This is a genomic window from Aequorivita sp. CRS11, from assembly GCF_059693805.1.
Genome location: NZ_JCATIG010000002.1, coordinates 62,300 through 84,269 on the forward strand (window position 1 = coordinate 62,300; position 21,970 = coordinate 84,269).

The window sequence follows — 21,970 nt, forward strand, 5'->3', positions numbered from 1 at the left end:
AAGACGATTCTATTATAATGAGATAAATGTTATTTAAAAGAATCCTTCTCGATTCTTGGCTCTTGTTTCTTGAATCAAAAAAAGAGGAACCGAATCTCCAGTCATGGTCGGAAGATTTTTTCTTCCGACTATGATTGGCTGTAACAGGCTCCTTTTTTTATTTTGATGAAATTGGTTTTTATGAAATTTTAACGTATCTTTAAGAAATGTAATTTTTAAAACTGATATAATCATGAAAAAATTTACTTCTTACTTCTTACTTCTTACTTCTTACTTCTTACTTCTTTGATCTTTGTGATGTGCGGTAAGGCCCACGCACAGGTTTATTGTGAAATTGATACTCTTGCGGCCGCCAACCAAGAGATATTAATCGAACCATATAGAACACAAAATTATTCAAACTACTCCTTTTGTGTTCGGATATACGTACACGTGATACGAAAGTCAAGCCACATGGGAGGACAGTCTCCATCTGATGTTAGTTTGGCACTGAGTTATTTGGATACCGCCTTTAACCCCCATAACATCTATTTTGTATGGGATCATCAGATTGATTATATTGATGATGATTCAGAATTTTATAGCCCAGGCGCCAGCGTATTCGATATAAATAACCATCCCGATGGTGTGGATATTTATATGTATGATGACTCTGTTGGTTTTTTAGGTTGGGATGGTTATGGAACATCAAGTCAACCTAAAACCGCATTTTTGGTTTCTGGTTTTATGGAAGACCCGGTAACCCTGCAAACCTATCCATTGGTAAAATCGCACATCCTTTCCCACGAAATGGGCCACGTGCTTTCCTTGTGGCACACCCATCACGGAACCGGTGAAAACACACAGCAAGACCCCTATGAATGTCCCGAATTTGCGGATGGTTCCAATTCTGCTATCTGTGGCGATTATATAACTGATACTCCAGCCGATCCTGATATGAATTACAAAGTTGATTTTGCCACTTGCCAATGGTTGGAAAGCGGTTTTGATGGCAATGGAGATCCAGACGACCCCAACGATCCCGGTGATCCCTATGATCCCGATGAACATAATATTATGGGGCACTCGGTTGTTCCGTGCATGTCTTATTTAACACCTAAACAGGGAATAGGATGAAAGTGGCCATGACCATAATACCAGCTTTGACTGCCGTCTCAAATTATACGCTTTCGGGCTATCCCTGTGCCACAGCAGGCTTAAATTTTTATCCAAACGCAATGGATGGAGAACTTAATCTTGACCTTCGGGAAAAACCGGCCAATACCTATCCTTATCAAATATTCGATGCGTATGGGGTAATGGTACTTTCGGGCGAAAGCCAAAATGTGTTAAAGACAATTGACACCTCAGGTCTTGACGAAGGATTGTATTTCCTTCATTTTTACGACAATGGCCAGTTGACCATCAAGCAATTGCTAGTAGAACATTAAAAAATAGGGTTATGAAACGATTTTTGATTTTTATAGCTTTATTGAACTCCTTTTTTTGTTTTGCACAGTTCACGGCCATCCCCGATGCAAATTTTGAAAATTACTTGGAGCAGAACGGCATGGGCGATGGCGTGCCCAATAATGGTTTGGTGCTTACAGCAAATATTGAGAACGTAACGGAGTTAGTAGTATTCTCGAAAGGCATACAGAATCTTGCTGGAATTGAGGATTTTGCCGCAGTGGAGCTTATAAATTGTGCCAATAACAACCTTCCAATACTAGATGTCTCACAGAATATGAATTTATGGGGGCTAAATTGCGCATCCAGCAATATTACAGAACTACTCCTGCCGCCAACTACCACCCTTGAGATAATATATTGTCCTGAAAATTTTTTGACTGCGCTCGATATTAGCCAAAACCCCGGTTTGGAACAATTGTATTGTGATATTAACGGTATAGGGAGCTTGGACCTTACAAACAATCCGGTCATTGATTTAGTTATAGCCACATATAATAATATATCAGGAGTTTTGGATACCTCCCAAAATCCATTGCTCACGTCAATTTCCGTGAGTCATAATAACATATCGAATATTGATTTAACCCAAAACCTAATACTTTTGGGCTTTGACGCAACTAATAACCCACTCGAAAGCCTCGATGTAAGAAACGGCAATAACGAGAATATTGCAACCTTTAATGTTTACGAAACTTCTGACTATCTAGACTGCATCCTCGTGGACGATGCCAGCGCCACCTATCTGGACGATTGGCTAAAAGACCCGGGGACAACCTTTGTAAACAACCAAGCAGAGTGCGATGCGCTGGGCGTGGCAGCGGCAACACTCCAAGATTTTACCATGTACCCCAACCCGACAACCGGCACCGTTGCCATAAACCTCCCCAACCAAGGGTTTGTTGGCTTGGCGGTTACGGTTTCCAACAACTTGGGGCAGGTTTTGGAAAGCAAAGAGCCGTTGGAAAACACAACGGTCATAAAACTGGATGTTTCGGGCTATGCGGCAGGCATCTATTTTGTAACCCTAAAAGCGGGCAATGATAGTACTACCAAAAAGCTGGTGGTGCGGTAACGCTTCAAAATTAAGATCAAATACAAGGAGCTGTAAAAACAGTCATGGTCGGAAGATTTTTTCTTCCGACCATGACTGACCTAATCTCGGTTCCTTTTTTAGTTAAAAGTTTTTTCCAATTACTGCGCTATCTCAACAATTTCTAGGTTGAATATCAATTCAGAATCCGGGGGTATTACCCCTGGAATTCCTCTTTTTCCGTAAGCTAAATGGGCAGGTATAAAAATGGTCACTTTGTCACCAACTTTCATATTCAAAAGACCTTCGCGGAAGCCTGGAATCAACTTCGCCTCTGTGCTATAATCCGTGGGCACTGGTACGTACTGTTGTGCAGCTTTGCGCATCTCGTCTACCATTTCAAATTTTTCGGCGTTCTCAAGAATGTTTGAGTCAAACATATGTCCATCGGCAAGATATCCTGCATAGTTCATCAATATTTTATCTCCTTCCTTTGGCTGTGGCCCTTCACCTTTTTCGTTGAAATAAATTTTAAGCCCTGAAGGAAGCGAGTCTGCTTTAGCTCTTATAGCATTAAGTTCTTCAGCTTGTTTTTCAGCTACTTTATTGATGCGCTCTTCTTTTTCTTTTTTCTCTTTTTCAAGCTTTGCCATTTCTTCAGTGAAATAAGGAACTTTTACATTGCCCTTATTTATAATGTTCACTGTTTCTATAATTACCGGCTCCTTTGGCTTATCACCGGGCTTTTCTGTTTCCATGTTTCCAATGGAATCAACTACTTCCTGACCGATTACTATTTCACCAAAAATTGTGTGACGGCCATTAAGCCAAGGTGTTTCTTTTAAAGTAACGAAAAACTGGCTTCCGTTAGTGTCTGGTCCTGAGTTTGCCATTGCCAAAAGGCCTTTTTTCGAAAACTGAATAGAATCAGTAGGCTCATCTGGAAATGCATAACCAGGATTGCCTGTACCGTCGCCTTTGGGGTCGCCGCCCTGTATCATAAAATCCTTGATAACTCGGTGAAAGGTAAGCCCGTCGTAAAAACGCTTTCCTTTGTAAAGTGAGTCGACCATTCCATTGGTGCCTTCTGCCAAAGCCACAAAGTTAGAAACGGTAAGGGGTGCTGTTTCATTTTTAAGCTCGGCTACAAAAGTTCCTTTGTTTGTAATAAATTCAGCATAAACTCCATCTTTTAGCTCTGGATATTTTTCCTGACAGGAAGCAAATGCAAGGGTTAGAAATAAAAATAAAAATGTTAGTTTTTTCATCTTTTAGAAATTAATTTTAGTTTGATTGTTCAATTGAATGTAGGGTAATTGTGCTCTGCACTGGAATATTGGTGCCGAGTTTTTCTTCGATTCCATAATAGCCGAAAGCCTTATAGGAAGGAAAAAGAAAGGTTACCGTCTCGCCTTCCTTCATGAGTTTTATGCCTTCACGAACCCCAGAAATTAAATCTTGGTTGCTTTGGTCAACTTTATATTGTTGCAGGCCATTCTCTTTTTCTGAAAGAATAAGGTTGCCGTTAAGGTCTTTAATATCATAAGTGAATTTTACAATATCACCCATATCTGGCATTTCGGTACTTGTGGTATCGCGTGTATTGTAGTAGTACCAAAAACCATTCTCGGAAGAAATATAGTTATTGGTGGAGTCTTTGGCCATTAGTTTTTCAATAAAACTTTTCTCCTCGTCGTAGATTTTTTTATTGCGCTCAGCAGATTCTTTAATAAAAGTACCCGAGTGGCTTTGCTCTGGTCGTCTGGCCTCAGGACTTTTACAGCCAATAAGAAATGCAAAAAAAAGTATACTATAAAACAGCTTATAAAGCATCTGTGAGTTCATTTTTATAACGGGGCAAGATACTAATAAATTCAGATATGGTTTTGTTAAGGTCCTGTGAACTTTTCCCGCCGGCAGCATTTATGTGGCCGCCGCCGCTGTAATAATTACGGGCAAAATCATTTACGGAGAAATTCCCTTTGCTTCTAAAGGAAATCTTTACAAGGTTTTCCTGCTTGTTTTCAATAAAAATTACAGCGAAAACAACTCCTTTTACTGAAAGCGCATAGTTTACAAATCCTTCGGTATCGCCTTTTTTAAAGTTATGGTCATCCAGTTCTTTTTGAGTGAGGGTGATATAGGCTGTGTGCATTTCTGGTAAAATCACCAGATTATTTAAAGCCACGCCTAAAAGTTTCATACGCTCTGGGCTGTTAGTGTCGTAAACATTTTGATTGATAATGGCACTTTCGGCACCGGCTTCTATCAATTTGGCAGCCACCCTGTGTGTGGTTGGGCTGGTGGAGGAGAAACGGAATGAGCCGGTATCGGTCATTATTCCTGTGTAGAGATTTATGGCAATTTCCTTTGAGATTTTATCAGCCTGTCCCAATGCATCCATAAAATGATAAACCATTTCGGAAGTAGAGCTCATTTTAACATCACTATAGGTTGCAACAGCATAATCTGCGGGTTGCTGGTGATGGTCGATCATAACAAATTTTGCTGTTGTTTTTTCCAAAACAACTTGTAACTCACCGCCAACTCTATCTAAACTATTAAAGTCCAAAGTGAAAATTAAACCTGCATTTTCAAATATTTCATTAGTATTCTGAACTTCTTTTTCATAAATAATGATTTCTTCGCAACCTGGCAGCCATTTTAAAAAATCCGGAAAGTCATTCGGCATAACTACGGTTGCATTATGCCCCAGGCTTTTCAGAAAAAAAGAAAGTCCCAAGCACGAGCCCACCGCGTCGCCATCTGGGTTTTTATGGCCTACAATTACAACTTTTTGTGGGGAAGCCAAGAGTTTTTGAACTGCTTCAGTAGTGTCTTTATTCATAGTTGGCGAAGATACAATAAATACAATTTATGAGTGAAATGCTTCGGGCAAGATATTTCTATCGAAACCTTAAGAAATCATTAAACATTCCGTAAATAGTTGCTTTTCATTTTCAAATAGTTATTTTTGCCGAAATTTTAAAAACACAATGAGAACAGACAGAACATTTACAATGTTAAAGCCAGATGCGGTTGAAAAAGGACACATTGGCGCCATTCTTGAAAAAATTAACGCTTCAGGTTTTAGAATCGTAGCGATGAAACTTACCCACATGACTACGCAAGATGCGCAAGCATTTTACGCAGTACACAGTGAGCGTCCATTTTATGGCGAATTGGTAGAATATATGACGCGCGGCCCAATCGTTGCGGCTATTCTTGAAAAGGAAAATGCAGTAGAGGATTTCCGTACGTTGATTGGCGCTACCAATCCGGCCGATGCGGCTGAGGGTACCATCCGTAAATTATACGCAGCTTCTATCGGCGAAAACGCAGTTCACGGAAGTGATAGCGATGAAAACGCAGCTATTGAAAGTGCTTTCCATTTTGCGGGTCGCGAAATGTTTTAAGCATTTACTAAATATCTTAACTGAAAGCGCCTTCCGTTTGGAAGGCGTTTTTATTTATAGGTGCGGGAATGCCTACCTATTATTGTATTTGTAATTTAACGAAGTATCAACTTATGGTTGCCTACAATATTTCGATTTTTCAAAAGATTAATGAAATAAATGCCTTCGGAAATGTTCGGAAGGGAAATGCTGTTGTTTTTCTTTAATGAAGTTTCTGTAAAAATCCTCTTTCCATTTATATCCAAAATTTCAATTGAAATGCCTTCGAAATCTGAAATATCGATTTGTAAGTTGAATTTACTATTCACAGTTGGGTTTGGGTAAATTGTAAATACGCCGCTCTTATTAAAATCTTCCACACCAGCGGTTTCATAGGGTGTTTTTAAAACACGCGAACCAAGCAAAACATAACCCACATCTTCTGAAGGAAATATAATATCTGCATAACCTACATTGGCGTTGCAATTTGCGGCATTTGTTTCTTCATAGTAGCTATCCGTCCAAGTTACACCGCTATCGATGGTTTTATCGATGTAAACATAACAACAGTCGCAAAGCAAGGCATCTGAGGCAACCATATATCCCAAATCATCATTTAAAAAGTACAAATCGGAGGCACCACTTAAAAAATCATCAATCGGTGAGTGGGCCCAAGTTACATTATTATTGCTTTTATAAATTTCGATTCCGGAAAAGCCATAGTCACTAAAGAATGAATTGGCATAACCAGACAAAAGGTATATAAAATCTCCATTTATAGACAGTGCAGATAAATCATCTGTAGCTGGAATTGCCAACTCCTCCCAATTATTTCCGGCGTTTTCGGTATAAAGTAGCGTGCCATTATCTCCAACAATATAGCCTATGCTTTCATCTTTGAATTTTACGTCATTTAAGTTTTCTATTGTCAGTGTGTTATTTGAAGTCCATGAATTTCCGCCGTCTATAGAATGTAGAACAGTGCCATTATCACCCACAACCCATATGCTATTTTGGGCATTAACAGCTACTGATACAAGTGCTTCAGTAGTTCCAGAGTTAATTGTATTCCAAGTTTCTCCGCCATTTCCGGTTTTCAAAATATTCCCGTTGCCACCAACTGCATAACCATTATTCAGGCCGTCAAAAGCAAGATCGAAAAAGAATTCTTGCGCACTGCTATCAAACTGTGTCCAAGTTTCTCCGCCATTTTCGGTTTTATAAAATACGCCATCATCTGAAACTACGTGTACTATATTTTCGTCTATTGTGTAAATAGCGCCATGATAATTGTTTGTAATTTCAATAGGCAGATAATTCCAATTTTCTTGGGAAAATACAAATGTTGAAATGAGCAGAATTGTAAAATGTAATAATTTTTTCATGTCATTTCTTTTAAAAAGTTATTTTAAAATTGATTATTATCATTGACAAAGCAGAAATCATCGCAAAACCAATTTCTTAATCAAATCCTTTCCCAATTCCTCATTCAGCAATTTGATGATTTTTTCCTTTCCGTAACTTAACTCTTCCCTCAGAACGGATGATGAAAGCTGTACATAAAGTGTGTCACGATCCAATTTTATATCTGTCGTGTATTTCGAGATAGCCACGCCCATTACCGAATCCCAAGCTTCTTTGGCGTTTACTTTGTCCAAACCTTTCTCCAGGCGGTTTGCATCGATAAACTCTTTTAAAGCATCTCCAATTGAAATATTTTCTGCGTGTCTTTTTGCCATTTTTCTGTTTTGGGTTATCAGTTATCAGTTGTCGGTATTCCGAAATCAAACTTTTTAAATTTTGAATAAGTATAAATTTTAGTATCCCTATTTATAACTGTAAGTGTGCTATCCTTTGCTTCAATAACGGTTTCTTTCCATTCGTCAAAAGGAGTTTTGTAATACATCCGCAGGCTATCTTCTTCAATTTTTAAAGTGAAATTTTCCGCAACGCCGTTTGTCCTAAAAGTACCATCAAACTTTGGGGAAACCTTGGTTCGTGAGCCGCTGTCGCCCTTCACTTCAATATAGTCAATTACAGTGTTTATTTCAAATTCTTTCTTTTCACCATCGGGCATTTTCACGGTTTTTATTTCCCAATAACCGCTGAGGTTTTGTTTTTGAGCCTCGGGATTTGGTTTTTCGCAAGAAACAAAAAGTAAGGTAATTAGTAGAAATGTGATTTTATAAATCATTTTTTTTCAAATTTTCTTCGCGCCTTTGCGCCTTTGCGTGCATTTTTTTCTCACAAAAACACAAAGATCCGTTATTTCCAATTAACCAATAACACTTAACACCTAACACTTAACTCCTAAAGCGGAAACATCTTATAAGTCTGATGTACTTTTTTTATAACTTCTTCAGTCCTTTCCGCGTGGGTATCGCTAATAAATAGCTGTCCAAAATTTTCATTGTCAACCAAAGTAATTAAATGCTCCACCCGTGTTTCGTCAAGTTTATCAAAAATATCATCCAATAACAAAATAGGATTCGTTTTTGAATGGTTTTTTATGAAATCGAACTGAGCCAATTTTAAAGCTATAAGATACGATTTTTGTTGCCCCTGCGACCCGAATTTCTTGATTGGGTGTCCGTCAATCTCAAAAACCAAATCGTCTTTGTGTATCCCAAAGTTGGTGTATTGTGTAATTTTATCTTTCGTAATATTTTTCTGAAGCAGCGTCAACAGGTCGTTTTCCTGCAATTGACTTTCATAAACCAAATTTATGCTTTCCGCGCCACTGCTGATGGATTTGTAGCGATTTAAAAATATCGGTAGAAATTCTTCCAAAAAAGCAGTCCGCTTTCCAAAAATAGAAGTCCCGAAATTGTGAAGCTGTTCGTTGTAAATATCAATGGTGTCTTGACTAAAAGTGTTGTTTGCCGCAAAATATTTCAAAAGCGAATTGCGCTGTGCCAGCACTTTGTTGTATTTAATGAGCGTATTCAGATAATCGGAATCGCGTTGCGAAATAACACCATCAATAAATTTTCTACGGGTGTCGCTTCCTTCAATTATCAAATCCCTGTCAGCTGGTGAAATGATGACTAAAGGCAGAAACCCTATGTGCTCGCTAAATTTGTCATAAGCTTTCCCATTTCGTTTTATAATTTTTTTCTGTCCTTTTTTTGCGCTTACCACAATTTTTTCGGGCGTTTCCTTTCGTTCGTAAAAACCTTCCACCACAAAAAAATCCTCTCCGTGTTTCATGTTTTGGGTCGTAATGGGGTTAAAGTAACTTTTTCCGAAGGAAAGGTGATAGATTGCATCCAGCGCATTGGTCTTTCCCACGCCATTATTTCCCACAAAACAATTTATTTTTGGGTCAAATTCGAAGGTTTCGGCTTCAAAATTTTTATAGTTGAGCAAAGAGAGCTTTTGTAAAATCATATAAAAATGACATAAGACTTTTAGACGTAGGATGTAAGACTAAAAAAATGAAAGTTAATTTTAAAAAAACGTTTTAAAGGTTGTAAAAATAAGAGGTTTGGAATGATTTAGTCCTACGTCTTATGTCCTTTTGTCTTAGGTCAATTATGAAAATTTTCAATTCTCCACAAATTTTTTCAGTAATGACGGCTTGTCGAAGACAAAAGGCTGCTTTGCAAATTATTAAAAAATAAGAAATATTTATCCTTTCAAATTCCATTTAAAATTTTATTTTTGCGCCACTATAACCTAAAACTATGGCAACGTACAAGAAACGCGGAGGCAAACCAACTACAAAAGCTGAAAAAGAAACGCAGCTTGAAGAAAACAGCACAACGGCAGAAGTATTTAATACGCTTGACGAAGGCGCATCAAAAACGGAAGCTTGGGTTGAAAAGAACCAAAAAGGAATTTTGGGCTTTATCATTGTTGTGGCAGTTCTGGTGTTGGGATACTTTGCTTACGATCAATATATTAAAACCCCGAAAGAGGCAGAGGCAATGAACGAGATGTTCCAAGCCCAGAGCTATTGGGAACAGGCGTTGACCGCACCTGCAAAAGATTCACTTTACAACCTTTCCTTACAAGGTGGTGAAGGCAAGTATGGTTTCTTGGAGATTATTGAGAACTACAGCGGTACAAATGCAGCCAACCTTGCGCATTATTATGCTGGAATGGCTTATTTGAATACAAATAAATATCAAGATGCTATTGCGCATTTAGACAAATTCAGCAGTGATGACGATGTTTTGGCACCTTTGGCAAAAGGGGCAATTGGTGATGCTTTTGTACAATTGGGTCAAAATGAGGATGCCTTGAAATATTACGAGGAAGCAGCATCAATGCGTACCAACGATTTTACAACGCCGCGTTTTCTTTTGAAAGCAGGTATTGCCGCCATGTCTTTGAGCCAAAATGATAAGGCATTGGCGCATTTCAAAAAAATAGCAGACGAGTACCCAAAATCTACCGAAGCTACTAAGGCTGAAATCTATACCGGCCGAGCGGAAGCAATGAATAAATAAATGGCTACAGCAAATACAAATTTATCGGCTTACGATAAAACAACAATCCCAAACGCGAAGGACTTTCGGTTTGGGATTGTTGTTTCAGAATGGAACCACGATATTACAGAAGGAATGTTTCAGGGCGCTTTTGATGCTTTAAAGGATTGCGGTGCCATCAATGAAAACATTGTCCGCTGGAATGTTCCCGGCAGTTTTGAACTTATCTTCGGGTGTAAACAAATTACGCAAAGCTATGATATGCTTGATGCCGTAATTGCAATTGGAAGCGTAATTCAAGGCGAAACAAAACACTTTGACTATGTCTGCGAAGCCGTTGCCCAAGGCATAAAAGATTTGAACGTCCACGGTAATATTCCCGTCATTTTCTGCGTGCTTACCGATAACAATATGCAACAGGCCATAGACCGCAGCGGCGGCAAACACGGTAACAAAGGTACTGAGGCCGCAATTGCTGCGATAAAAATGGCACAGCTGAGGAAGGAATCAAAATTTTAGTCCCACCCTAAATCCCTCCCCGAGGGAGGGACGTTTTAAATTTTCATAAAATCTTGGGTTTGCTCCCCTCCTTTGGAGGGGCTGGGGGAGGACTTCGGCATGGTAATTGTTCAAAAAACAATTAAATTCTGAATTCATAATTCTGAATTCCTAATTGAATTAAGTAACTTTGAAGCACGACAATTATGGGACTAATAGGTAAGAGAAAAAACAAAAAGTACAGCTACAAACCGCGTCATTACGAATTTGACGGAGACGGCAGCCCATTTTCAATGGGCCATAAATTTGATGAATTCCGAACTACAGTTGGAGACAACAAAGGTTTGAAAGGAAAATTCAAAACCGCTTGGGCAGATTTACGGCAATCTTCCGACAGAAAAGCAAACCGAAGACTGATTGTAATCATTGCCATTCTCGTGCTACTTTTCCTTTTTATTATTGAATTTGATTTATCTATTTTCTACGCATAAATTTTAATGGCAGACATTATTCAGTTATTACCGGATCACGTTGCAAACCAGATTGCAGCTGGCGAAGTTGTGCAACGCCCCGCCTCGGTAGTGAAGGAATTATTGGAAAACGCCATTGACGCAAAGGCAACTTCAATCACACTGGTAATTAAAGATGCGGGAAAAACCCTCGTGCAGGTTACCGACAACGGTATCGGGATGAGCGTTACCGACGCTAGGCTCAGTTTTGAGCGCCACGCCACTTCAAAAATCAAATCGGCTGAAGATCTTTTTAATTTGCATACCAAAGGTTTCCGTGGGGAAGCTTTGGCATCTATTGCCGCCATTGCGCACGTTGAGCTAAAAACCAAAACCGAAGATTCTGAAATAGGAACACACCTCACCATTGAAGGCAGCAAAGTAATTTCGCAGGACCCGGCGGTGGTTCCAAAGGGCACGACCATTTCAGTAAAAAATCTTTTCTACAACATTCCCGCGCGGCGGAACTTTTTAAAAAGCAATCCCGTGGAAACGCGGCACATTATTGACGAATTCCATCGTGTTGCGCTTGCGCACCCAACTGTTGCTTTCCAAATGCTTCACAATGGGAGCGATGTTTTTAACCTTCCATCGTCAAATTCCCGCCAACGTATTGTAAATATCTTCGGAAGCAAAACCAATGAAAAATTGGTTCCCGTAAGCGAGGAAACCGAAATCTTAAAAATTGAAGGCTTTGTATTGAAGCCCGAATTCGGAAAGAAAAGTAGGGGAGAGCAGTTCTTTTTTGTGAATGATCGTTTTATTAAAAGTCCATATCTGCACCACGCGGTTTCGTCGGCCTTTGAAGGTTTGATGAAAAATGATGTGCATCCGGGCTATTTTCTCTTTTTGGAAGTAGATCCGCATTCCATCGATATCAACATCCATCCCACAAAAACCGAAATAAAATTTGACGACGAGCATTCCATTTATGCCATGCTCCGCGCAACGGTTAAACACAGCTTAGGGCAATTCAATATTGCGCCAGTACTCGATTTTGAAAGGGACAAAGGTTTTGATACACCGTACGATTATAACAAAAAACAACCAACAGCGCCTTCCATAGAAGTGGATAGAGAGTTTAATCCTTTTAAGGAAAAACCCAAACAGGGCAATATCAATTTTCCTTTTAAAAGAGAACAGTCTGCTGCGTGGGAATCACTTTATGTAGGGTTAAAAGATGAAACTGCAACAGTTTCAAACCTGGAAGATATTGAATTTGAAAGCGAGGAAGTAACCGGGAGTCTTTTTGAAAATTCCGAAGCAGAATCGGGACAGATAACCTTCCAGATTCAGAATAAATACATCGTAAGTCCTTTAAAAAACGGGATGATGGTAATTCACCAAAACCTAGCGCACCAACGGATTCTTTACGAGGAATTGCTGAAAAACATCACTGTAAAAGAAGCGGTGAGTCAGCAATTATTGTTTCCGCTGCAATTGCATTTTTCAAGGCCAGATCTCGAAATTATTGAAAAAGTACGCGAACAATTGGAGCATACGGGCTTTATCTTTTCAGAAATAAAAGATGAAACCATTGAGATTAGCGGAATTCCCGTGCTGATATTGGAAAGCCATGTTGTAAATTTGCTCAGCCAATTGGTGTACGATATAAAGGAAGAAGTACCCGATAGCGGTTTTAGCCAAAACGATATGCTTGCAAAGTCAATGGCGGCAAGTATGGCAATAAAAACCGGTATTTCTTTGAACAGGGAGGAACGGGAACATTTGATCAATCAACTTTTTGCGTGCAAAGAACCTTCTGTTTCCCCAAGGAATAAATTGGTTTTTACAACAATGGACGTGAGCGATCTCGATAAAAAATTTATGTAAATGGGAAGAATAACCGATACTGTAAAATTTCTATTAATAATTAACGTGATCTTTTATATAGGGTCATTTATTATTGGGGAGCTCTCTATAAAATTGTTCGCGCTTTACTATTTTGAAAACCCAAATTTTCAATATTGGCAGCCTATTACGCATATGTTTATGCACGACCCTTCGTCTATTTTTCACATACTTTTTAATATGTATGCGCTCTGGGCTTTTGGTTCGCCTTTGGAAATGCGCTGGGGGCAAAAAAAGTTTCTATTCTTTTACTTTTCTGCGGGACTTGGTGCAGCGGCAATTCATACTTTGGTGAATTATTTTCAAATCCACAGTGTGATGGATTCTTTAATAGCCGGTGGCTGGAGCGAAACGGAAGTAATGAATTACCTTTCTGGCCGCGATGGTGGAAGCAGAGCTGTGCTAGACACAGTTTCTATGGAGAATATACAAGCTATGGCGCAATCTTATAATGGGGTCGCTTTAGGGGCCTCGGGTGCTGTTTATGGAATTTTGGTGGCCTTCGGAATTATGTTTCCAAATATAGAATTGATGCTTATTTTCCTTCCAATTCCCATAAAAGCAAAATATTTTATTCCCGGAATTATTTTATTGGATTTGGTTTTCGGTATTACCGGAACGGCCACGGGTATTGCGCATTGGGCACACATAGGTGGAGCGCTCTTCGGTTTTATTATGGCCTGGTACTGGAAGAAGAATAGTTTTGATAACCATCGCTGGAATTAACTATGGCTGCTACTAGTCTTTCATATAAATATAAAACCGCCAATATTTTGGTTAAGCTGATTGTGATCAACGTTGCAGCCTTTTTGGTGGTTAGATTGGGAGCTTTCTTTTTAAGCGTTAGTCCACAATACTTTGCGCGTTGGTTTGTACTTAGTGATGATTTCGATACACTTTTATTTCATCCTTGGTCAATAGTTACATACGGATTTCTGCATTTTGGATTTTTTCACATTTTGTTCAATATGCTATGGTTGTATTGGTTTGGGCAGTTTGTATTAAATCTTTTCACTGGAAAAAGACTGCTTACCATTTATTTATTGGGTGCCGCAGCGGGTGGATTGTTATTTATGCTGTCCTATAATTTCTTTCCTGTTTTTGAAATGCACCGTGGGTTTCTTATTGGCGCCTCAGGTGCGGTAACGGCTATTATGGTTTTTATCGCAACTTACACGCCAAATACTGAGGTGCGGCTTTTCACATTTACCATTAAACTCTGGCACATTGCGCTGTTTCTTTTCCTTTTTGATTTGGTACGCATTCCCTCATCGGGCAATGCCGGAGGATTGATGGCACACGTGGGCGGAGCACTCTTTGGATATATTTATGCAATTCAGCTTGCCAAGGGAAACGACATTGGTAAATGGTTTGAAAATTTTATGGATTGGGTCGCTAACCTTTTTAAACCTCGTACAAAAAAGCCCTTCAAAAAGGTACATCGCACAACACAACCCGCTCCACGACGTTCTACATCCAAAGCCGAAAAATCTGAAAACCAAAAAAAGGTAGACAGTATTCTTGATAAAATAGGAAAAAGCGGTTACGAAAGTCTTACAAAAGAAGAAAAAGACTTTTTGTTCAAAGCCGGAAAAGAAGACTAACCAATGCGGAAATCTCTCAACAAATTTATATACTGGGGCAACCTGCTCGCAGCATTTTTATTGTTGATTTCCTTCATACTGCCTTATTTACCGCCCAGATCATTTCCTACACTTTCATTGTTAAGTTTGGTAGTTTCACTGCTTATAATTGTAAATATCATTTTTGCAATTTATTGGGCTATACAATTCAGGCGCAGATTTTTTGTCTCATTTACCGTGCTTTTGATTTCCTATTTTTACTTCAACGTATTTTATGAAGTTTCTTCGGAACGCGACGCTTCTCAATATAAAAATACGCTCAGTGTACTATCTTATAATGTGCGTCTTTTCAACGCTTATGAAAAAAACCCAAAAGCCGATGCCCCGCAAATAATTTCTGAAATGCTTTTTGAAGAATCCCCAGATGTGGTTTGTGTGCAGGAATATTACAAGCCCAATACAATTGATTTTTCAATGTATCCGCATCAATATATTCACTTTAAATCTGAAAAGGCAAAATTGGGCCACGCCATCTTTTCAAAATATCCTTTAATTAATACAGGAGCTTTTGATTTTGAAGAAACCTATAATAACACCCTGTACGCCGATGTTGTAAAAGACACCGATACCATTCGCATTTACAGTCTACATTTACAATCGCTCGGCATTATCCCGCGGGTAAGCTTTTTGCAGGAAAGCGATAATGAAAAACTTCGTAAAAGGGTGTCGCGCGCGTTTGAAATGCAACAAAACCAGGTAGAGGCAATTCTAGAACACAAATCGAAAACCAAACATCCCGTTATCCTTTCCGGAGATTTCAACAACACGCCTTTTTCATACAGTTATAGAAAATTAAAGGATGGAATGCAGGACGCCTTCCGTGAACGGGGCAATGGGCTGGGTACAACCTTTAAGTTTGAAAAATACCCTATGCGTATAGATTATATTTTTGCTTCCGAAGGCCTTGAAATACTATTGTTTGATACCCTGAAAAAAACCTTTTCCGACCATTACGCAGTTCGGGCAACGGTGGGGTGGTAAATTCAATTAACAATTAACAATTAACAATTAACAATTAACAATTAACAATTAACAATTAACTATTAGCAATAACCAATTTCATTCTAAAATATTTAATCATAAACTAACTGTTGCCTTTCCAAATAACTTAAGGCATTCGGCCCTTCATTAAAAAGTAAATCCAAAACTGAAAGGTTGGGCAGAAAGGGATGGTTTGCTTCATGCACTTGTGTGTAGGGTTCAGGCTGGAAAGCTGACTTTCTTTTTGCATCAATCAAAATACGCAAATCGGTTATTACAGATTTTTTTTCAAAAGAAGTAGTTTTTGATACTTCTACATCAATTCCCAACAGTTCGCAAAGCACTTCAAAAATTTTTAGATTATGGGCCATCAAACCTTCTACGGGTTTGGTGAAAAAATCTTCTAAATCATCTTCGTAATACTCGAAAAATGGCGAGGTTCTATAAGCGCTCTGCAAGCTTCTCCAATGATGTTCCTGCCACGGAAAATCATTCTCCACAATTACATCTTTCGTTTTTTTGCGCTTTCCGGTTTTATTGTGTTTTATCGGAATGTTCAAAAGGAGCTTCCCGTTACTATGTGCTATAAACGTACGGTTGCGATAGGTCTGCTTTTGGTAATTATCCTCAACTTCAAAAACAACACTTTCGGCCTGCGCCACAGCAGCCATCTGCTCAATGGATGGAAAATAGGAGGGATGTAGGAGAATTGTTTTCATTCAAAATTTTAAGACTTCAAAAATAGGGAAGAAATCGAAAATGAAACCGAATTCAAAAACAAAATCGCTCCCCCTTTGAAGGGGGCTGGAGGGATGTGTAAAACTTGAAACCTGAAACTTGAAACCTGCAACCCTTTTCCCTACCTTTGTGAAAACGAAAAAATATGCTCATTATTGGCATCGCCGGAGGCACCGGTAGCGGAAAAACAACAGTTGTAGATCAAATTGTGGAAGAGCTTCCCGTTGATGAAGTTTGCGTTATTTCACAAGATTCCTATTATCACGATACAAGCCATCTTTCTTTCGAAGAGCGCACAAAAATAAACTTCGACCACCCAAAGGCAATCGATTTTGATTTGTTGGTAAGCCACTTAAAAGAGCTTCGGAAGGGAAATTCTTTTGAACAACCCGTCTATTCCTTCGTGGAGCATAATAGAACTGGCGAAACAATTACTACCTTCCCAAAAAAGGTTATTATTGTGGAAGGAATTTTAATTTTGGCGCATCCCGACATTCGGGAAATGTTCGATATTAAAATTTTCGTGCACGCCGATAGCGACGAACGTTTGATTCGCCGTTTAAAGCGCGATATCGCCACCCGTGGTCGCGACCTGGAAGAAGTTCTCAACCGATACCAAAACACCCTAAAACCGATGCACCAGCAATTCATAGAGCCTACCAAAGAATTTGCAGACATCATTATTCCCACAAATAGATACAATACCGTCGCGGTAAACGTTATAAGAAGCATCATCCATCAAAAACTAAGCTATACCGAATCGTGAAATTCAAGGAACTTAAAAAGAACAAGTGGATCAGGTTTATAAGCAATAAATACGTGCTTATACTGATACTTTTTATTGTTTGGATGCTTTTTTTTGACACCAATTCCTATCTTATCCATAACGAGTTGGATAGTGATATCAATGCCTTGGAAGAGAACGCAGAGTTTTATCAAAACGAAATAGACCACGATAAAACCTTCATCAAAAAGATGGAGGACAGTAACGAGATGGAGAAGTTCGCTCGTGAAAAATATTATTTGAAAAAGGAAAACGAGGATATTTATATAATTGAACACGAAGACAGCATCAAAAAAGAAGAAAAACGATGAGTAAATTTCTATTTGAAGATTTTGATGAAGTTTCCGCAAAACAGTGGAAACAGCAAATACAATACGATTTAAAAGGCGCCGACTATAATGAAACCTTGGTTTGGCAAAGTCCCGAAGGCATTAACGTAAAACCCTTTTACCACGAAGATGATTTCAAGGAAGATTTTCAGCCCATTCCCGGCCAGCCCCAATCGTGGAAAATTGCCCAAGAAATATTTATCGATGATGAAAATATAGCGAATGATATCGCTTTGGATGCCTTGCAAAGAGGGGCAGAGGCCATTATCTTTTCAGCGGAAAGGGAATTTGGAATTGAGACCATTTTTAAGGATTTTCCTTTTGACAAGAGTTCAATCTACTTCAACCTAAAATTTCTTTCCGAAGCATTTTACGGCAAACTCATCAGCTTCTTTTCAGAAAAAAAAGCAACGGTTTATTACAACATAGATTTAATAGGAAACCTTGCCCGCACCGGAAACTGGTTCCACAACTTAAAAAAGGACCACGAGATTTTGGACAGTATTTTTCAGAATCATTCTTCTGAAAACTTACTTTCCGTTGATGCAACCTTATACCAAAACGCAGGTGCCAACATAATTCAGCAATTGGCATACGCATTGGCCCACGCAAATGAATATTTAAACCATTTTTCTGTCACCTCGAGCGCAGTCGAGAGGTCATTGCTTACTTTCAAAATCGCCACAGGTCCTAACTACTTCTTCGAAATTGCAAAAATTAGAGCCCTGCGTAAGCTATACGCAACATTGGCAAAAGAATATGGCGCAAATGAAACTTGCCACATCATTGCCACCCCTTCAAAACGCAACAAAACCCTTTACGATTACAACGTAAACCTACTTCGCAGCACCACCGAATGTATGAGTGCAATTTTAGGTGGGGCAGATACAATCTGCAATATGCCGTACGATGCACCCTATCACAAAAACAACGAATTTGGCGAGCGTATTTCCCGAAACCAATTACTTATTTTAAAGCACGAAAGTTATTTTGATGCAGTAAGCAATCCCGCCGACGGTACCTATTACATCGAGAGCCTAACGGATGAACTTGCGGAAAAAGCCTTACAACTATTCAAGGAAATAGAAAAGGGAGGCGGCTTTCTTCAGCAATTAAAGAAAGGAACCATTCAAAAGAAAACAAAGGAAAGCGCCGAAAAGGAACAGCAACTTTTTGACAATGGCGAACTGAAACTTTTGGGAACCAATTATCACCCCAACAAAAACGATAGGATGAAAGACGATTTGGAGCTTTTCCCTTTCGTTAAGCACAATCCGGTAAAAACGCTTATCGCCCCAATTATTGAAAGGCGCTTGGCAGAAAAAATTGAACAGGAAAGATTGAGCAAAGAGTAGAAAAGATGTACAGCATATTGAATTGAAGCGGGATGCCGGAAGCAAACAGCAACCTGCAACTTGAAACCTGAAACCAGTTTCTTGCGATAGCCTCAATGATGATTGGCTTCGCAATTTATTTGGAAACAAGTATATTATAGCATTATGATCAAAAGATTAACCTTCTATTTATTTACGGTATTGATAGCAACAACGCTATTTTCTTGTTTCGAGGTGGGTAAACAGGTAGTTGACTGGATGGAACTAAAGGATGACAATACAGAAGTGGAACTTAAAGGTGAATATCATTTTTTGGAAGAAAATGGCGTGCGTATATTTCTTCCGCTCAGCTTTAAGCGCTATTCTATGGCAGAGTATCAGCAGACACTAAAAACAAAACTTCCCGAAGAGGAGGCTAATGCACAGATAAAGAACATCAACCATAAAGCAAATCTGGACGGAGAGCTGTATATTTATTTTGATGAAGAATCAGGTTCCACCTGTTTGGTATTCGGAATGCCTTATATGGAAATTTCAAAAAGGGATGCCCAGTTATTTTTGGGAATGATGCGCACCCAAACTGAAAACCTTTTGGATTCCAGTTCTTCCTATGAAAAAATTACCGCAAAATATGTGGGTTATCCTAAGAACTGTATCTTCAAAAGCGTCTATAAAATTTCTTCCGAGGCAAAGAACTTTGAGTATTACAATGCCCTATACTTTATTAGCCGCAATAGTAAAACCATAGCCTATCAGCTCATCACGCCAGTAGGGGTTTACTTTGACCCTTTCATTGAAAAATTGGAAATATAATGGCCAGAAAAAATTTACAACATTTAGAATTAAAGACGGAAGACGGAAGACCTGAGAAGGGTGTTTCTGCAGGTCAACCAAAAACCAAAAACCAGAAACCAGAAACCACTCAAACCGCCGAGGAAATCGAAATCAAGAACCAATACACTGGGGAAGACATAAAAAATCTTCAACACCTAAACTTCGTAGCCGGAATTGCGCCAAACCTTCGCGGGCCTTATTCCACAATGTACGTGCGTCGTCCGTGGACCATCCGCCAATACGCAGGGTTTTCAACGGCTGAGGACAGCAACGCTTTTTACAGACGTAACCTCGCCGCAGGTCAAAAAGGGCTTTCGGTAGCTTTTGATCTTGCAACGCACAGAGGCTACGATAGTGACCATGAAAGAGTAGAGGGCGATGTGGGCAAGGCGGGCGTAGCCATAGACAGCGTTGAGGATATGAAAATCCTTTTCGACCAAATTCCGCTGGACAAGATGAGCGTCTCCATGACGATGAACGGCGCCGTGCTTCCCATTATGGCTTTTTATATTGTCGCTGCGGAAGAGCAGGGCGTTTCGCCTAAAGATTTGACGGGAACCATCCAAAACGATATTCTAAAGGAATTCATGGTGCGGAATACTTACATTTATCCGCCTACACCATCCATGAAAATTATCAGTGATATTTTTGAGTTTGCTTCCAAGAATATGCCCAAGTTCAATAGCATTTCCATCTCCGGTTACCATATGCAGGAAGCGGGAGCTACTGCAGACATTGAGCTTGCTTACACTTTAGCAGATGGTTTAGAGTACATCCGCACTGGAATAAAAGCGGGTATGGATATAGACACTTTTGCGCCTCGGCTCTCTTTCTTTTGGGCCATCGGGATGAACCATTTTATGGAAATCGCTAAAATGCGCGCCGCGCGTATGCTTTGGGCAAAGATTGTAAAACAGTTCAATCCAAAGGACGAAAAATCACTTGCTTTAAGAACCCACTGCCAAACCAGCGGTTGGAGCCTAACAGAACAAGACCCATTTAACAACGTGGCTCGAACCGCCATTGAAGCCGCAGCAGCAGTTTTCGGCGGAACGCAATCTTTGCATACAAACGCTTTGGATGAAGCCATTGCGCTGCCAACAGATTTCTCTGCACGAATTGCACGTAACACCCAGATTTTCCTTCAAACTGAAACACAAATCACCAAAACGGTGGATCCTTGGGCGGGAAGTTATTATGTAGAAAACCTTACCAACGATATCGCCAACAAAGCTTGGGCGTTAATAGAAGAAGTAGAAGAACTCGGCGGCATGACCAAAGCCATAGAGGCCGGCATCCCCAAACTGCGCATAGAGGAAGCCTCTGCCCGTAAGCAGGCGCGTATTGATAGCGGACAGGACATAATAGTAGGCGTAAACAAATACCGTCTTGAAAAGGAAGACCCGTTGCAAATCCTCGATGTGGACAACCAAAAAGTCCGCACCTCGCAGATTGAACGCCTAAACCGCATAAAAGCCACCCGCGACACCAAAAAGGTAGAAAATGCCCTGGCAGATATTACCGAATGTGCAAAGACAGGTGAAGGAAATTTATTAGCTTTAGCCGTAGAAGCCGCCCGCCACAGGGCAACGCTTGGCGAAATCTCCACCGCAATGGAAAAGGAATTCGGCAGGTATAAGGCACAGATACGCTCCTTTAGCGGTGTATATAGCAAAGAGATGAAAAAGGACCCAAGTTTTGATAAGGCAAGGCAAATGGCAGACAAGTTCGCCGAACTTGAAGGCCGCCGCCCCCGTATTATGATTGCCAAAATGGGGCAGGACGGTCACGACCGCGGCGCCAAGGTAGTAGCCACAGGCTATGCCGATGTAGGTTTTGACGTGGACATAGGCCCACTCTTCCAAACCCCAGCCGAAGCAGCCAAACAGGCCGTGGAAAACGATGTACACATCCTGGGCGTTTCCTCCCTTGCCGCAGGCCACAAAACTCTTGTACCGCAGGTTATAGAAGCCCTAAAAAAGTACGGCCGCGAAGATATTATGGTTATCGTGGGCGGCGTAATACCCGCGCAGGACTACCAATATCTTTTTGATGCCGGCGCAGTAGCGGTCTACGGCCCCGGTACCCGCATTAGCGATGCCGCTATTGAGATGTTGGGGGTTTTGATTGAGGGAGTGGAGTGAGTTTTTAGTAGATTA

24 protein-coding genes are annotated in these 21,970 nt (G+C 39.9%); 16 read left to right on the forward strand and 8 right to left on the reverse strand.

Annotated elements, in window-relative coordinates; translation table 11 throughout:
* Positions 1–453: 453 nt before the first annotated feature.
* Genes AC58DT_RS03330 through AC58DT_RS03340 form a run of 3 tightly spaced genes read left to right on the forward strand, consistent with a single transcriptional unit; the run spans position 454 to position 2,524 of the window.
* Positions 454–1,116: a zinc metalloprotease gene (locus AC58DT_RS03330; RefSeq protein WP_497215394.1), complete on the forward strand. Its 663-nt coding sequence runs from the start codon at positions 454–456 to the stop codon at positions 1,114–1,116.
* The gene (locus AC58DT_RS03335) at positions 1,113–1,430 is read left to right on the forward strand and encodes a T9SS type A sorting domain-containing protein (RefSeq protein WP_497215395.1); all 318 of its coding nucleotides are present in this window, start codon (positions 1,113–1,115) and stop codon (positions 1,428–1,430) included. Before AC58DT_RS03330 ends, AC58DT_RS03335 begins: the two co-directional genes overlap by 4 nt.
* Before the next feature lie 11 nt (positions 1,431–1,441).
* A complete protein-coding gene (locus tag AC58DT_RS03340; protein WP_497215396.1) occupies positions 1,442–2,524 on the forward strand; it encodes a T9SS type A sorting domain-containing protein in 1,083 nt (360 codons plus the stop codon).
* Positions 2,525–2,643: 119 nt separating this feature from the next.
* On the opposite strand, the gene AC58DT_RS03345 is transcribed toward AC58DT_RS03340, so the two are convergent.
* The 3 genes from AC58DT_RS03345 to AC58DT_RS03355 are packed head-to-tail and all read right to left on the reverse strand — an operon-like array spanning position 2,644 to position 5,330.
* Complete coding sequence (locus AC58DT_RS03345; RefSeq protein ID WP_497215397.1) at positions 2,644–3,750, reverse strand: peptidylprolyl isomerase; 1,107 nt, start codon at positions 3,748–3,750, stop codon at positions 2,644–2,646.
* A 16-nt stretch (positions 3,751–3,766) separates the two neighbouring features.
* Entirely contained in the window at positions 3,767–4,315 is a 549-nt protein-coding gene (gene gldI / locus AC58DT_RS03350; RefSeq protein WP_497215399.1) for a gliding motility-associated peptidyl-prolyl isomerase GldI, read from the reverse strand.
* Complete coding sequence (locus AC58DT_RS03355) at positions 4,305–5,330, reverse strand: DHH family phosphoesterase (RefSeq protein WP_497215400.1); 1,026 nt, start codon at positions 5,328–5,330, stop codon at positions 4,305–4,307. Before AC58DT_RS03355 ends, gldI begins: the two co-directional genes overlap by 11 nt.
* 148 nt (positions 5,331–5,478) lie before the next feature.
* On the opposite strand from AC58DT_RS03355, the gene AC58DT_RS03360 reads away from it, so the two are divergent.
* On the forward strand, positions 5,479–5,898 hold the full coding sequence (locus tag AC58DT_RS03360; RefSeq protein ID WP_497215401.1) for a nucleoside-diphosphate kinase: 420 nt from the start codon (positions 5,479–5,481) through the stop codon (positions 5,896–5,898).
* 95 nt (positions 5,899–5,993) lie between these two features.
* On the opposite strand, the gene AC58DT_RS03365 is transcribed toward AC58DT_RS03360, so the two are convergent.
* The 4 genes from AC58DT_RS03365 to recF form a co-directional block, all read right to left on the reverse strand.
* Entirely contained in the window at positions 5,994–7,262 is a 1,269-nt protein-coding gene (locus tag AC58DT_RS03365; RefSeq protein ID WP_497215402.1) for a YCF48-related protein, read from the reverse strand.
* A gap of 57 nt (positions 7,263–7,319) precedes the next feature.
* Positions 7,320–7,616 (reverse strand): DciA family protein, encoded by a 297-nt coding sequence (locus tag AC58DT_RS03370; RefSeq protein ID WP_497215403.1) that lies wholly within the window; start codon positions 7,614–7,616, stop codon positions 7,320–7,322.
* Between the two features lie 17 nt (positions 7,617–7,633).
* Positions 7,634–8,071, reverse strand: coding sequence for a lipocalin-like domain-containing protein (locus AC58DT_RS03375; protein WP_497215404.1), 438 nt, complete (start codon positions 8,069–8,071; stop codon positions 7,634–7,636).
* 116 nt (positions 8,072–8,187) lie between these two features.
* A complete protein-coding gene (gene recF, locus AC58DT_RS03380; RefSeq protein WP_497215405.1) occupies positions 8,188–9,267 on the reverse strand; it encodes a DNA replication/repair protein RecF in 1,080 nt (359 codons plus the stop codon).
* A 296-nt stretch (positions 9,268–9,563) separates the two neighbouring features.
* Between recF and AC58DT_RS03385 the strand changes: the two genes are divergently transcribed.
* The 7 genes from AC58DT_RS03385 (at position 9,564) to AC58DT_RS03415 (ending at position 15,792) form a co-directional block, all read left to right on the forward strand.
* Positions 9,564–10,331, forward strand: coding sequence for a tetratricopeptide repeat protein (locus AC58DT_RS03385; protein WP_497215406.1), 768 nt, complete (start codon positions 9,564–9,566; stop codon positions 10,329–10,331).
* Positions 10,332–10,829 (forward strand): 6,7-dimethyl-8-ribityllumazine synthase, encoded by a 498-nt coding sequence (ribH, locus tag AC58DT_RS03390; protein WP_497215407.1) that lies wholly within the window; start codon positions 10,332–10,334, stop codon positions 10,827–10,829.
* Between the two features lie 185 nt (positions 10,830–11,014).
* Positions 11,015–11,299: a riboflavin synthase subunit beta gene (locus AC58DT_RS03395; protein ID WP_497215408.1), complete on the forward strand. Its 285-nt coding sequence runs from the start codon at positions 11,015–11,017 to the stop codon at positions 11,297–11,299.
* Positions 11,300–11,305: 6 nt separating this feature from the next.
* Positions 11,306–13,150 carry a DNA mismatch repair endonuclease MutL gene (gene mutL, locus AC58DT_RS03400; protein ID WP_497215409.1) on the forward strand — a complete coding sequence of 615 codons (1,845 nt, stop codon included), beginning with the start codon at positions 11,306–11,308 and terminating at the stop codon, positions 13,148–13,150.
* Complete coding sequence (locus tag AC58DT_RS03405) at positions 13,151–13,894, forward strand: rhomboid family intramembrane serine protease (RefSeq protein WP_497215410.1); 744 nt, start codon at positions 13,151–13,153, stop codon at positions 13,892–13,894. It abuts the gene before it with no gap.
* Between the two features lie 2 nt (positions 13,895–13,896).
* Entirely contained in the window at positions 13,897–14,772 is an 876-nt protein-coding gene (locus AC58DT_RS03410; RefSeq protein ID WP_497215411.1) for a rhomboid family intramembrane serine protease, read from the forward strand.
* A 3-nt stretch (positions 14,773–14,775) separates the two neighbouring features.
* Complete coding sequence (locus AC58DT_RS03415; protein WP_497215412.1) at positions 14,776–15,792, forward strand: endonuclease/exonuclease/phosphatase family protein; 1,017 nt, start codon at positions 14,776–14,778, stop codon at positions 15,790–15,792.
* Between the two features lie 92 nt (positions 15,793–15,884).
* Here the strand turns inward: AC58DT_RS03415 and AC58DT_RS03420 are convergent, their stop codons facing one another.
* Positions 15,885–16,511 (reverse strand): WbqC family protein, encoded by a 627-nt coding sequence (locus AC58DT_RS03420; protein ID WP_497215413.1) that lies wholly within the window; start codon positions 16,509–16,511, stop codon positions 15,885–15,887.
* A 164-nt stretch (positions 16,512–16,675) separates the two neighbouring features.
* Here AC58DT_RS03420 and udk point away from each other — a divergent pair, with 164 nt between their 5' ends.
* The 5 genes from udk to scpA all read left to right on the forward strand — a co-directional run bounded on the left by udk (position 16,676) and on the right by scpA (position 21,955).
* Positions 16,676–17,296 carry a uridine kinase gene (gene udk / locus AC58DT_RS03425; RefSeq protein WP_497215414.1) on the forward strand — a complete coding sequence of 207 codons (621 nt, stop codon included), beginning with the start codon at positions 16,676–16,678 and terminating at the stop codon, positions 17,294–17,296.
* A complete protein-coding gene (locus tag AC58DT_RS03430) occupies positions 17,293–17,625 on the forward strand; it encodes an FtsB family cell division protein (RefSeq protein ID WP_497215415.1) in 333 nt (110 codons plus the stop codon). The genes udk and AC58DT_RS03430 overlap by 4 nt, the downstream gene beginning before the upstream one ends.
* Positions 17,622–18,998 (forward strand): methylmalonyl-CoA mutase subunit beta, encoded by a 1,377-nt coding sequence (locus tag AC58DT_RS03435; RefSeq protein ID WP_497215416.1) that lies wholly within the window; start codon positions 17,622–17,624, stop codon positions 18,996–18,998. Before AC58DT_RS03430 ends, AC58DT_RS03435 begins: the two co-directional genes overlap by 4 nt.
* Before the next feature lie 144 nt (positions 18,999–19,142).
* Positions 19,143–19,790 carry a hypothetical protein gene (locus tag AC58DT_RS03440; protein ID WP_497215417.1) on the forward strand — a complete coding sequence of 216 codons (648 nt, stop codon included), beginning with the start codon at positions 19,143–19,145 and terminating at the stop codon, positions 19,788–19,790.
* Positions 19,790–21,955 carry a methylmalonyl-CoA mutase gene (gene scpA, locus AC58DT_RS03445; RefSeq protein ID WP_497215418.1) on the forward strand — a complete coding sequence of 722 codons (2,166 nt, stop codon included), beginning with the start codon at positions 19,790–19,792 and terminating at the stop codon, positions 21,953–21,955. The genes AC58DT_RS03440 and scpA overlap by 1 nt, the downstream gene beginning before the upstream one ends.
* Positions 21,956–21,970 lie beyond the last annotated feature (15 nt).